Raw genomic sequence first — 13,060 nt, 5'->3', positions numbered from 1 at the left:
AAACTGGGATTTAATGATCCATTTTGTTCAAAAAATAACAATTTATTTTTTTGCGTTTTAGTTCGCATTTTATCATCGAATTTTAATCTTCCGTGATTGTGCTAAACTATTCTTTATACGAAATCGGAAAGAAGTTTATTATGCCCCTAGATAAAGACGGTGTTCCCCAGATTTACCAGCTTCGCCGGCTCGCCGTGGCTCTCACAATGGTCGGTGGTTTTATCGACGCTTATACATTTGAACAGCGCGGTGGATCACTGGCAGCTATGCAGACTGGTAACATCATTTTTCTGAGTGTCGACGTTGCCAAACGAAATCTGCCTAGCCTCATGACCAAGGTGGCAGCCATCCTCTTTTTCTCACTGGGCGTGCTGGCTGTCAGTTTATTTAAGCATCACCACAGCACACACTACTGGCGCCTCCCCACCCTCTTACTGGAAATGGTAGTTTGTATCATCGTTGGGTTCGAACCACGGAGCGTGTCTGATATTTTTGCGGTACCACCGTTAGCAATGGTCATGGCCATGCAAACGACGGCCTTTAATGCCATTGAAGGTCACGGCTACAACAGCGTTTATTCCACCGGTAACCTTAAAATGGCAATGATTGCGATTGGTGAGTTTCATTTCCATCACAACCGCAGCCAACTGATTAGCGCAATGCTGTACCTAGAGTTGGTTTTTGCGTTTGCGGCGGGCGCCATCATCTCGGCACTCTTGCAACTTTCCTTCAATGTTCACGCGATTTGGTTTGCTGCAGTTGGCATCCTATTGGTCATCATCGGTTACTCCATTGCGATTCATCAAAAGAACATTCAGTTCAGCGATTAATTGCTCTTCATAAAAAGTTTTATAAATTCGTTCTAGCGAGACCTTCCGAGACTGTGATATAAACGAAGTAACGTTTAATTGCACCTTAAGGAGGTCTTTTTTTGCAACAACGAACGCTCAATAGTCGTTTGATCCTTGCCATTTTCGCCACTGGTCTAATGTCATTTGCCGGTGTGGTGGTCGAGACGGCCATGAATATTACTTTTCCCGTATTGATGCGGCAATTTCACATCAGTACGGGAACGGTTCAGTGGTTAACCACTGGCTACCTGCTCATTGTTGCGACGTTTGTCCCGATTTCGTCTTTCCTCAAACGACGATTCAAAACGCGGACACTCTTTTTAACTGCCAACCTGCTGTTTATTGCTGGCCTGGTTGTGGATACGTTTGCCCCGACATTTGGCGCGCTTCTTCTAGGACGACTAATTCAGGGTGTTGCAACTGGGATTGCACTGCCGTTGATGTTTAACATCATTTTGGAGCAGGCACCAATGGACAAAATCGGTCTGCTTATGGGTATCGGCACCTTAGTCACCGCGGTTGCACCTGCATTAGGACCAACATATGGTGGCCTGATTGTCAGCAACCTCAACTGGCGGGACATTTTCATGTTCCTCGTCCCGTTGTTGCTACTCTCGCTGATTACCGGGTTACTGACCATTCGGCAAGTCAATAAAACAGAAAAGGTCCGTTTTGACGTTCTCAGTTGGGGACTAGTCGCGCTGACCTTCATCAGCTTTATCCTTGGTCTCAGCAATATGGCCCACGTGACGACCCAACCATGGCCTGTTATTTTAGGCATCGTCATTGGTTGTTTGGCCCTCGCAGCGTTCATTTGGCGTTCCAAACGGATTGACCAGCCACTGATTAAGTTGACAGTTTTTAGTCAACCTGTTTTCAATTGGCACCTTTTAGCATTCTTTCTCGTTCAAATCAGCGCACTGGGATTATCCTTTCTCCTGCCAAACTTCTTGCAACTCGTAAACGGTAAAAGTGCCTTAATTGCCGGGTTGGTTGTCCTGCCTGGGGCTGCGCTAGGAGCGTTATTTGCGCCCCTAGGTGGCACGATTCTCGACCATTTCGGTCCAACACGGCCAATTTTGGCCGGTGCTTTCTGTCAGTTAGTCGCGTTGGGCGGCATGATGTTTGGCACAAGCTCTCTGACTCCTGGCATCATTTTAAGTTGGTATCTGCTTTATATGTTTGGTACCGGCCTAGCATTCGGCAACATCATGACAACCGGCCTAAAATCTCTGTCAGACCAACAACAAAGTGATGGTAACGCTATTTACAACACCGTTCAGCAATTCGCCGGCGCCGTCGGAACGGCCATTGTGTCTGCGGTAGTCGCGCTGACACAGGCTGGTAGCACCCACTCCTTTACATTCCGCACTCAGTTAGGTACGCATCGTGGTTTTATTGTGCTGGCGGTACTCTTGCTGATTAACTTCTTTGTATTGGTTCACGGTCTGCGGTTAAATCACAAAAAACTTTAGAAATTCGTTTGCATTACAGTTACTCGAAGGCTCTATACTGACGTCACTTAGTCGAAATAACTGAGTTTGGGAGGTATTAACGATGCAAAATGTTTTAATTTTAGGGGCTAATGGCACGATTGGCCGCCAAGTCACTAAACGTTTATTAAACGAGACGGATGCCCACTTAACCTTGTTCTTGAGGAATGCATCACGCCTGACAATTACTGATCCTGCCCGTGAAACGGTTATCGAAGGCGATGCAACTGACGCCGTTGCGGTAAATCGGGCCATGGTTAATCAAGACATTGTCTTTGAAACCCTTGGTGGTGACACGGAACATGAGCAGCAGGCACAAGTCATCACTGCTGCTATGGAAAAAGCGCACGTCTCGAGATTACTATGGATTACTTGCATCGGTATCGAGAACGAACTAACCGGTGCTTTTAAAGAATGGGAGAATCAGGCCGTTGGTGATTTAATGTCCGTATCCGTTCGTGCGGCAGACGTGATCAAAAATTCAACTTTGAATTATACGTTGATTCGTTGTGCCTGGATGACCAATGACGCAACCATTGACTATGACACCTCAGCCAGTGGCACTACAGTTACAAACACCATTGTTTCGCGCGCCAGCGTCAGCGATTATGTCATTAAGCTAATCACCGATTCCACCCGTGATAACCGTGCCAGCATTGCTGTCTTCCAGCCAAACACTGAAGCAGATTCACCGGCTGGCTACTGATGTTTAATCTTTTTTGGGGGAACACTCCCGGAACAACATGGAAAATTCATAGAACGCTCACGATGGTCGATCCAATTTCCGTAAACGAATAATTACAACCAACTCGACTACTTGTATAAAGAGGCAGAGAATTAAAAAAGGCAACCACTTTGGTTGCCTTTTTTGTCTATCTAGAAATAGCCGACATTGCCCTTACGTGGTCTTATAAGTCAGTTAATTCATGAATGTCCGCAGTAGCCTTCCTTTTCTCTTCGAATTCATTGCGCGTTTGCGGATCAATCATACGAGAATTCGGAAGAAAATGGATATCTTCGGTTCCCTCTTTAATCGCAGTTTTGTAATACCACTTTTTATACTGTAAAAACTCCAATTGTGTCTGCATTTTTTCGATCTTACGTGACAGTTTTTCTTCTTCATCATCTAGATAATCATAACGTTCTTGAAGTGTTTGATCGCCCTGCATACACAGCGAAATAAATTGCGCGATATCCTTCACAGGAACACCACTTTTTTTCAAACAGTCAATTACTTCGATAAAGTTCAAATCCTCAGGCTTAAACTTTCGACGACCAGCCTTATCTCGCTGAACGAAGGGTAAAAGTCCATTTCTATCGTAAAAACGAATTGCAGAAGTGTTAATCCCCATAATGTTAGCAATGTCTCCAATAGAATACATAATTTCTCCCTTTGTTTAAATTGTCTCTTGACTTAAACATTAGTTTAAGTCGTATGGTTATCTCTGTCAAAATAAATAACAAACAAAGGAGATTTAGTTATGGCAACAAAAACATGGTTTATCACAGGAACTTCTACAGGATTTGGTCGTTCATTGGCAACCTTTCTGGCCAAACAGGCAAACGTTAATTTAGTGGCAAGTGCCCGTCATACCGAACAATTGGGGTATCTCGATGAATTTGATCACGGTCAAATTCTTAAGCAAACGCTAGACGTTACTAACCAAAAGCAGATTAAAGCAGCAGTATCCGCTACTATGAACAGGTTTGGCATGATTGATGTACTAGTTAATAATGCAGGCTTAGGATACTTTGGTACCTTTGAAGAAAGTAACCGTGAACAAGTAAAATACATGTTTGACGTCAATGTTTGGGGATTAGTAGATATGACCCGCTCAGTATTGCCAATCATGCGCGACCAAAAGTTCGGTGCAATTGTCAACTTTTCCTCAATCGGTGGTCTATTTTCATTTCCAACGTTGTCATTTTACCATGGTACTAAGTACGCTGTTGAGGGGATGACGGAGTCCTTATCGAAAGAAGTTGCAGACCTCAACATAAAGACCATGCTAATTGAACCTAGTGGCTTTAGAACTGATTGGGCAGGCCGCTCTTCAAACAAAGTTGTGCCCCAAATCGACGATTATAAACAGTTTGCTGATTTTATTGAAGGTAATGCTGAGGGCGCTCATCACGAGGCTGGCGATCCAGATAAAGCTGCCGAAATTATTTTCGATCAAGTAACCAATAATTTCGACAAGTTACCTTTACGGTTGCCACTTGGTAAATATTCCAGTGAAACAGTTATCGAAAAATATCGACAAACACTAGCTGATTTCCGGCAATTACATGATTTGTCCGCCTCAGCTGATGTTCCGGAAAAGCAATAGCTCATGCGAGCAGTGTTTGCCTCTAAAGACGGTTTTTTCAATCGTAGTGTAGCTTCACCAGTAATTAGATCAAATGATGTCAAAGTGACCGTTGATGCAACTTCAATAAATCCTCATGACATCAAAGCAATGGCACAATTGAGTGATAACCATGAAGTGGTTTACGGTTACGATGTTGTCGGTCATATCTCAGCTATTGGTAATGCTGTCAAACATTTCAATATTGGTCAGCGGGTGATATATTCCGGTACTGATAAAAGACAGGGATCCTTTGCCGAGGAACAAGTAGTTGACGAGAAACTTATCGCAAAAGTCGACGACCGCTTTTCTGATATTCAATTGGCCGGTGTCCCTCTAGTTGGACTAACTGCATATGAGTTGCTATTTGAACAAATGAATTTTATTGCCAGTAAAAATGCAAATACTGGCAAAAAATTATTGGTTATCAATGGTGCGGGTGGTGTCGGCTCGATTTTGACACAATTAGCCCATTGGTCGGGCCTAATTGTATTTGCGACCGCCAGTCCGAATCACTTTCAGGAACTCTTAAGAAACAAGGTGGACACTGTAGTGGATTATCATAAAACCCTTGGGACGCAGTTGAATACATTTGTTGATGGTACGGCAATCCTAAGCAATTTGGATGATTATTTTGATGATGCAGTCCAGCTAACGTTGCCACATGGAGTTATTGGCACAACCGTCTCTTCAAAAGAAGGCTTACAGTTTTCAAAACTGTTTGAAAAATCGCTTACCCTAAGCAGTGAAATGGTCTTCACTAAAGCAAATACTCATTTTAGAGATGAAACGCAAGGTCAGATATTAAAGTTTTTGATTAATCTAATGAAGCTTGGTGAAATCAACCCAGTAATTTCCAAAGTCATTTCCGGTGGCATCACGGCAAAAAACTTGAGCTATGCCGCAAATATTCTGAGTACTGAACACACTGTTGGGAAAATCGTTATTTTAAATGGTTCATCCAACTAACCGAAAGTGAACATATCTCGGATATCGCCCTTTATCTGAAAGTCGTTGAATTTCTATTAGCGTGATTTACGCTATTTTAAGATTTCGTTAACCACTAAAAAACACCTAGCAAAAAAAAGTCAGTGATGAAATGCACATTGACGTTTACCCCGAAAGTTGAAACAACTTTCGGGGTATTTTTATGACTAAAATTAGTATTGATACGAAAATCACTGCAGTAGAAGAATACTTAACGGGAACTCGATCTAAGACCAGTGTCGGTAAAAAGTATCATATTGCCCACATGTTATTCCGTACTCTGGTTGCGATTTATAATCAACACGGACGACAAGGACTTCTTCAACCACCAGAAGTAACTGGTAAATTTCGCGTCGCTCTTGTACAGTGGAAACAACAAAATTACGCCTCTATCACTGAAACTTGTGCGCATTTTAGATTCGCTTCTATTGAGGCTGTGGTGCGCTGGGAGCGACTATACAATCTGTATGGCACTCAGGCTTTGATGGAAATGCGACCGGGAGTGAAACCACATCGCAAAGGAATCCGATCAGAAACGCATCAAGCGCCTCGAACAAGAGAATTTATCCTTGCGGATACGCTTAGACGCCTTAAAAAAACTACAAGCCTTGAGAGAGCATCCAACCAAGAACTCGCACAAGTCATCACCGAACTCAGGGCGAAATATCGATTAGTTGACTTAATTAAGGCGCTGCCAATTTCAATGTCTGTCTTCCAATATTGGCAAGCGAGGTTTAGGCGCCCGGATAAGTCTGCCGACCTAAAACGAATGATTACGACGATCTTCAATGAGCATCATGGTAATTATGGGGTTCCACGCATATCCGTGATTGTAAGAAAGCAGTGTGTAGCACAAGGATTGCCTAGTCCTAACCACAAACGCATTCAACGCTTGATGCGTGAGTTAGGACTCAACAGTAGTCGTTACCGCCAGCGCACCCGAAAGTATGATTCGTCTAAAGGTCCTCGTGGTAAAGTCGCTAAAAACCATTTACATCGTCGAAATATGACCGACCGCCTTCACCAAAAGTTGGTCGCCGATGTCACGGAACTTAAAGCCAACAATGGCGATAAAGTTTATTTAGAAGTCATTAAAGACCTGTGCAGCAAGCGAATTTTAACCTGGTCGATCAGTGCCCATCCGGATTTGAAGTTCTCTCTAGCGCCCTTAAAAGCGTTGATGAAGCAATTACCACAAACTGGCTATCAAATCACCCTACACACTGATCAAGGTTGGCAATACCAACATCGATCATGGAGAAAACTACTTAAACAAATGCATCTTCGTCAAAGCATGTCACGGAGAGCGACTTGTTTAGATAACGCAGCCTGTGAGACTGTCTTTGACAAACTGAAGGTTGAAATTGGTAGTTTAAAACAATACGAAAACACCTTAGAGCTAACAGAAGCGATTAATACCTGGATCAATTACTACAATCAAACACGAATCCAAATAAAATTAGGCGGTCAATCACCGCTCGATTTCGAACGACAATTAACTGCCTAATAAATAAAACTATTTAGTTCCAACTTTTAGGGTAAACGTCACATCATTACGACTTTTTTTGGCGGGTGTTTTTAAACTAGTTAACAAGATTTCAAACTAGCCTTGTGTTGCATTGTGAAAATGTGATGGTGCAGTATCGGGCATGTTATTCAACTTGTCCATGTCCTCATCTTGAATCGTAAAGTCGAGTTCTTTATTCGCCTCAATGTGGGCGGCACTCGTTGCCTTAGGCAGTGGCAGCAACCCGTTTTGGATGCAGAACCGTAAAGCTAGTTGGGCGACGCTAACGCCGTACTTTTTAGCCATTGCGGCGACATCCTCATTGTTCAGCAAACCACCAGTTGCTAATGGTGAGTATGCTTCAACCAGAATATTATTTTCCTTAGCAAAGTCGACAATCTTTGGCTCTGTGAAACCAACGTAGTACTGAATTTGGTCGACCATCGGCGCAATTTCAGCATCCTGCATCACGTTTTGCAAGTCGTGTACATTGAAGTTTGAAACACCAATGGCCTTTACCCGGCCGCTCTTGTAGATTTCCTGCATAGCGCGCCAAACATCAACGTTTTCTTTATCGTGGTTAGTGCCAATTTGTGACCATGGCCACGGTGCGTGAACCAAGTACAAATCTAAATAATCGATATCTAAAGCTTTAAATGTTGCATCAAAATCCGCTAATGTACCGTCGTATGTCTTCGTCTCGCCGGGCAATTTTGATGTGACAAAAATGTCCTTGCGATCGATGCCTGAATCGCGAATGGCTTGACCAACACTCGCTTCGTTTGCGTATGCCTTCGCTGTATCAACGTGCCGATAGCCAACCTTAAGGGCGTTTGCGACAGAATTGTAGGCAACGTCACCAGCAGGAATCTGCCATGTGCCAAAGCCGACTTTAGGAATCTCAATGCCGTTACTTAACTTATAAGTATCTGTAACTGTTGCCATTTTCATACCTCCATTTAATAAAAGGCAGTTAACAACCACCGTGACTATATACTAGCGCTTTCCACCCACTCGAATGCAAGCCTAACCCATCTAAACAGACAAATTTTCTGTTCATTCGTTGCATTTTTTCATATACTGACAGTGTTAATGTTCACGGTAATGACGCACTCTAAACGAGGTAATCACATGCTAACTGTAGCAAACTTAACAAAACGATTCTGCCCAAAACAAGGTGTTGAGGACGAATCATTTACCATTCAAGAAGGCGAAATCATGGGCCTGATCGGTCAAAACGGCGCTGGCAAAACCACCACGTTTCGGGTGATTTTAAACCTTCTACAACCTGATAGAGGCACCGTTTTATGGCAAGGTCATCCCCTGACAAAAGCCGACTACAATACGGTTGGCTTCTTGCCCGAGGAACGTGGCCTCTACACCCGTATGTCCATCCAGGACCAAGTAGTCTACTTTGCCGCCCTTCGTGGGCAAAAACCCGCTGTTACACGAAAAGCTCTCCCACAGTGGATGGCGCGCTTTAATGTTAAGGGCAAACTGACAGATAAAATCAGGGACCTATCCAAGGGGAATCAACAAAAGGTTCAGTTAATTGCCACATTAATCCATCAACCGAAACTCATTATCCTTGATGAACCATTTAGCGGTCTCGATCCTGTTAATGCCCAACTACTCGAAGACAGCATCATCGAAATGAAGCAAAATGGCGCCAGCATCATCTTCTCCTCTCATGACATGGCAAACGTGGAACGCATCAGTGATCATCTACTGATGCTAAGAAACGGTGAAACCGTCCTTAGTGGCACACCAGATGAGATTCGGTCACAGTTCGGCAACACCCGTGTCCGTTTGCGCTCACCGTTGGACCGAGCAACATTAGTCGCCTTTCCTGGTGTCAATGACGTTCAGCAACGTGGTAATGCCTACGAACTAACGCTAGACAATGAAGCCGTGGGTCACGACTTATTCAAAGCCGCTACCAGTAAAGGTTACATTCCGGAATTTTCGCAAGAGCCGCCGTCGTTAGATGAAATCTTCAGAATCGAGGTGGCCAATCATGAATAAGTTTATGGTCGTCACCCGCCAAGTTATTCGCAAGAACATCAAGTCGCCCGCCTATCTATTTTCACTATTCTTTCCAGTATTAATCATTGCAGCCATCGCGTTGTTTGCGTTTATCACTAATAAAACCAATCAGACGCCAACCATTGCCATCACCAGCAATAACGTGGCTTTGCGTAATGCATTGGTGGAATCACCCACACATGGCGATTACCGTGTCAACAAGGCCATTTCCACTGAACGAGTTGCTGAGAAACGATTGAGTCACGAAAAGATCGACGGCTACCTTAATGTCACCACGACTGGTCAAACGGTTAGCGCTGTTTATCGACAACGGACCAATGGCAATTCGCTAGACAGTGACACGCTTAAAAATAACCTGAATACATTAAAACTGCGGCAGGCCGCCCAGCAGCTCGGACTGACTGCCAAACAATTACAACAACTGTTTGCCCCCGCTTCGTATAAAACCCAAAATGTCGCTTATCAAAATGGAGTCGTTCGCCGTCAAAAATCCAACCAACAAGGGGCTAACCTAGTCGTCGCCTTTGTCGTTACCTTTTTGATCTACATGTTTATCGCAATGTACACTAGTATGATTGCTCAGGAAACTGCCACTGAAAAAGGCTCTCACATTATGGAAATATTGGTCAGCAGTGTCAGTCCGGTGACGCAATTTTTCGGTAAGGTGACTGGTATGCTGGCGCTGATCGTCCTGCAAGTCATCATTACCGGAATTGCCGGTTTGATTGGGATGCAATACTTCAACCACAACATCAGCTTCTTAGGTAACTTTTCCTTTAGCCAAATTCAACCGGGGATGGTGAGTGTGCTAGTGGCCTACTTTGTTCTCGGTGTCATGTTGTACACCGTCATTGCCGCAATGTTAGGCTCCATGGTCACACGCCAAGAGGAAGTCAGCCAAGCGCTGTCACCGTTAACGACGGTGGGGATGCTGGCTTACGTTGCTTCCTTCATCGCGGTGAATAGTAATAGCCTACTCATTCGAATCGGTTCTTATGTCCCATTTCTCTCTCAAAGTCTGATGCCCGTTCGTTACGCAGTCGGTAACGCCGCACTTTCAGAAGTTTGGGTGAGTGTGGCAATTTGGGCCACTTAGTATAGCTGGACGACTTCGAAGACGTGATTTTCGGCTTCGAATCGAGGTGGAAGACTGCGGTTTTTGCAGGCTAAGACCGGTCCCATGAAACGGCCGTCCCCACTCCGCGGAACGTCGAGCATAACCCTTATTGAGGGTTTTCACCATCGGAATAATAAACTGGTGCGGATGTCGAAATCGTTTGTTGTTGAAGCCACGTTTTGATTTGAACGCCCAGGTCATCGCCCATCGGCACCGCTGCGTCAATTTGAGATTGTGAAATATGATCCACGTGAATACCAGAGGTAATCGTGCAACTACCCGGTAAAACCGTTTGTATTACCTTAGCGACTTGTTCTCCAACAACATTATCCTTGTGGAACCGACCGTCATGACTGGGAAACTTAACTGTTTGCAGCTCCGTAGTGGCCGTCAATGTTGTGACATCACCAATATGTGGATGATCTCCGCCGGTTACTACAATCAGCACATCCTTGCCAATTAAACGTACGTCGGCTTGAATAGTATAGTCTTGCCGAGTCGTTTGAAACATCTGCCGATCACTTTGCATCATTTGGCCATCCCCTCCCAACGCTGATCAACATTATTTGCAATGTGTAATGCATCCAGTAACTTCATGGTCTGGTGATCAACCAAATCCTGAATGGTTTGGGGATGATTATAGAAGGCCGGGATTGGTGGAATCATCTGAACACCTAGACGTGCCAGCTTCGTCATGTTTTCAAGGTGAATCGCACTCAACGGCGTTTCACGTGGAACGATGATAAGTTTGCGTTGCTCTTTCATTGTGACATCAGCCGCCCGCGCAATCAGATTATCCCCATATCCAACAGCAATACCCGCAATCGTCTTCATGCTGGCCGGCACGATGACCATACCATCATGCAAAAATGAACCGCTTGCGATGGCTGCACCTTGGTCATTAATGTTATACGTATAGTCTGCTAAATGTTGCACCTCGCTGAGCGATAAATCTGTTTCCAATTCCAGGTTTTTCTTAGCCCAAGTGCTCATGACGAGGTGTGTTTCAACATCCGCATACTGCTTTAACGCCTTGAGCAAGGCGATTGCGTAAATCGTTCCAGATGCGCCAGTAATCCCAATCACAATGCGTTTCATTTTTGCCTCCTTCTGTCGTTTGCAACCTCTGTTGATCGTTAGTAATTACTTCAAGTACTTCTGCCAATCTTTGACTTCTTTAAATTGAGCTCGAACAAACTGATCTTTCATATCGTACGGCACTGTTCCGTCCAAAATCATCTTGGAGGACATCCCCGTGATACGAATAGACTTCGGATCAAACTGTGGCCGTTCGGATGGATCAAGTGGATGATTACGCATTCCCGGTAACACAACAATATCCTGGTCGGCCTGAAAACGCGTGTTCAAAGTCCAAATCACATCGTTCATATCAAAGATATCAACATCTTCATCAACTAAAATAACCGTCTTCAATTCTTTAAACGCAGAAAATGCGAGTAAGGCTGCCTGTCGTTGAATCCCTTCATCAGCTTCATTATCTTTGTGAATCTGCATGATTGTCATCAACTTACCGCCACCTGCAGGGGGATTATAAACGTTCAAGACTTTCCCCGGAATCGCACGATTAGTCAGCGATAAAATGCTGGCCTCTGTTGGCACACCTGCCAAGTTCACATGTTCTTCGCTTGGGCCAATAACCGTTTGCATAATTGGGTGGTCCTTACGATGAGTCACCGCTTTAACCTGGATGACCTGCACCGCAGGATTGGCATCCCCGTCATAACCAGGAAATTCAGGCATCGCTTTACCAGTATGGGTATTAATATCCTCCTGCATCCGTTCGTTTGGCATGATGTAGCCTTCGATCGTGAATTCAGAACGCGCAATCGCCTTTTCATCAACACTGACGCCATCAACTAACTGAACTGGTTCCTGGCGAATCGCTCCCGCCACGCCCAGTTCGTTATAGCCAAGTGGCGTGGTCGGTGGCTCAAACGTTGCCCCTAATGTAATTGCCGGGTCCAATCCGATGTTAATGGTGACCGGCATCGGCTTGTTAGCTTTTTCATATTCATCTGCAAACGCCCCAATGTGCCGGCCACCAGGCATAATGAAAATACCAATAGTGTCTTCATCCTCTAATACCATCCGGTGAATCGTAACGTCACTCATGGTCTTATCCATGTTTGAACCGTAAACGAGTCCCATCGTGATGTATGGTCCGGCATCGTACTCGGTGTTTGTCGGGGCGGCAATTAGCTTACGAATATCAAAACCGTCCTCGTCTGACCGATGAATCACCTCATGGGCCGGCGCCTGATTTTCATTCACCATAACTGGTGCCACAGGGTTCTCGACTGAATCGTTCAAAAATTGACCCAATGTTTGATAATCGTGATGAAACATCAATCCAGTCCGTTTGCGACTGGCAAGCAGTCCAATTAGAACTCGCGTATCTGCGAATCCCTTGACGTTGTTGAACATCATTGCTGGACCTTCTTGAGTCGGTCGCATCACGGTGCCACCTGCGCCAATATACCGATAGACACCAGACAACTCTGCGTTAGGATCAACTGGTTCATCTGTTTCATGATACTGACCTGGCTCTTTTTTTAGTTCGTCTAATACTTTTCTCAAATCATATGGTTCGTTTGCCATTACGATCGCTCCCTTCGCACGTTTCAACCTTGCTTTACAATGATTAGCTTACGTTGGAAACACGTTGTGAACAAATCGCGTTTGTTGTATTG

13 protein-coding genes are annotated in these 13,060 nt (G+C 44.6%); 8 read left to right on the top strand and 5 right to left on the bottom strand.

Annotated elements, in window-relative coordinates; genetic code table 11:
- Positions 1 to 140 precede the first annotated feature (140 nt).
- The 3 genes from GB993_RS08135 (at position 141) to GB993_RS08125 (ending at position 3,050) form a co-directional block, all read left to right on the top strand.
- On the top strand, positions 141 to 830 hold the full coding sequence (locus tag GB993_RS08135) for a YoaK family protein (protein ID WP_161003861.1): 690 nt from the start codon (positions 141 to 143) through the stop codon (positions 828 to 830).
- 101 nt (positions 831 to 931) lie between these two features.
- On the top strand, positions 932 to 2,326 hold the full coding sequence (locus tag GB993_RS08130; protein WP_161003860.1) for a DHA2 family efflux MFS transporter permease subunit: 1,395 nt from the start codon (positions 932 to 934) through the stop codon (positions 2,324 to 2,326).
- Between the two features lie 82 nt (positions 2,327 to 2,408).
- Complete coding sequence (locus GB993_RS08125; RefSeq protein ID WP_161003859.1) at positions 2,409 to 3,050, top strand: NAD(P)H-binding protein; 642 nt, start codon at positions 2,409 to 2,411, stop codon at positions 3,048 to 3,050.
- Positions 3,051 to 3,252: 202 nt separating this feature from the next.
- On the opposite strand, the gene GB993_RS08120 is transcribed toward GB993_RS08125, so the two are convergent.
- Positions 3,253 to 3,726 carry a MerR family transcriptional regulator gene (locus tag GB993_RS08120; RefSeq protein ID WP_161003858.1) on the bottom strand — a complete coding sequence of 158 codons (474 nt, stop codon included), beginning with the start codon at positions 3,724 to 3,726 and terminating at the stop codon, positions 3,253 to 3,255.
- A gap of 99 nt (positions 3,727 to 3,825) precedes the next feature.
- On the opposite strand from GB993_RS08120, the gene GB993_RS08115 reads away from it, so the two are divergent.
- From GB993_RS08115 to GB993_RS08105, 3 genes are all read left to right on the top strand, one after another.
- A complete protein-coding gene (locus GB993_RS08115) occupies positions 3,826 to 4,674 on the top strand; it encodes an oxidoreductase (protein ID WP_161003857.1) in 849 nt (282 codons plus the stop codon).
- A 3-nt stretch (positions 4,675 to 4,677) separates the two neighbouring features.
- Positions 4,678 to 5,661: an alcohol dehydrogenase catalytic domain-containing protein gene (locus GB993_RS08110; protein WP_161003856.1), complete on the top strand. Its 984-nt coding sequence runs from the start codon at positions 4,678 to 4,680 to the stop codon at positions 5,659 to 5,661.
- A gap of 181 nt (positions 5,662 to 5,842) precedes the next feature.
- A complete protein-coding gene (locus GB993_RS08105) occupies positions 5,843 to 7,186 on the top strand; it encodes an IS3 family transposase (protein ID WP_161003855.1) in 1,344 nt (447 codons plus the stop codon).
- A gap of 96 nt (positions 7,187 to 7,282) precedes the next feature.
- On the opposite strand, the gene GB993_RS08100 is transcribed toward GB993_RS08105, so the two are convergent.
- Complete coding sequence (locus GB993_RS08100) at positions 7,283 to 8,131, bottom strand: aldo/keto reductase (RefSeq protein WP_161003854.1); 849 nt, start codon at positions 8,129 to 8,131, stop codon at positions 7,283 to 7,285.
- A 186-nt stretch (positions 8,132 to 8,317) separates the two neighbouring features.
- Here GB993_RS08100 and GB993_RS08095 point away from each other — a divergent pair, with 186 nt between their 5' ends.
- Positions 8,318 to 9,211, top strand: a complete 894-nt coding sequence (locus tag GB993_RS08095; protein ID WP_161003853.1) for an ABC transporter ATP-binding protein — start codon at positions 8,318 to 8,320, stop codon at positions 9,209 to 9,211.
- Positions 9,204 to 10,328, top strand: a complete 1,125-nt coding sequence (locus GB993_RS08090) for an ABC transporter permease (RefSeq protein ID WP_238331630.1) — start codon at positions 9,204 to 9,206, stop codon at positions 10,326 to 10,328. Before GB993_RS08095 ends, GB993_RS08090 begins: the two co-directional genes overlap by 8 nt.
- A gap of 127 nt (positions 10,329 to 10,455) precedes the next feature.
- On the opposite strand, the gene lpdD is transcribed toward GB993_RS08090, so the two are convergent.
- Genes lpdD through GB993_RS08075 form a run of 3 tightly spaced genes read right to left on the bottom strand, consistent with a single transcriptional unit; the run spans position 10,456 to position 12,968 of the window.
- Positions 10,456 to 10,881, bottom strand: coding sequence for a prenylated flavin chaperone LpdD (lpdD, locus tag GB993_RS08085; protein WP_161003852.1), 426 nt, complete (start codon positions 10,879 to 10,881; stop codon positions 10,456 to 10,458).
- Positions 10,878 to 11,483 carry a UbiX family flavin prenyltransferase gene (locus GB993_RS08080; RefSeq protein WP_487957254.1) on the bottom strand — a complete coding sequence of 202 codons (606 nt, stop codon included), beginning with the start codon at positions 11,481 to 11,483 and terminating at the stop codon, positions 10,878 to 10,880. The genes lpdD and GB993_RS08080 overlap by 4 nt, the downstream gene beginning before the upstream one ends.
- Before the next feature lie 9 nt (positions 11,484 to 11,492).
- Positions 11,493 to 12,968, bottom strand: coding sequence for a UbiD family decarboxylase (locus tag GB993_RS08075; protein WP_161003850.1), 1,476 nt, complete (start codon positions 12,966 to 12,968; stop codon positions 11,493 to 11,495).
- Positions 12,969 to 13,060 lie beyond the last annotated feature (92 nt).

Source organism: Furfurilactobacillus milii (genome assembly GCF_009864005.1).
GTDB classification, from domain to species: domain Bacteria; phylum Bacillota; class Bacilli; order Lactobacillales; family Lactobacillaceae; genus Furfurilactobacillus; species Furfurilactobacillus rossiae_B.
The sequence above is the reverse complement of the archived record's forward strand: the minus strand, read 5'-3'. Positions and strand labels throughout refer to the sequence as shown.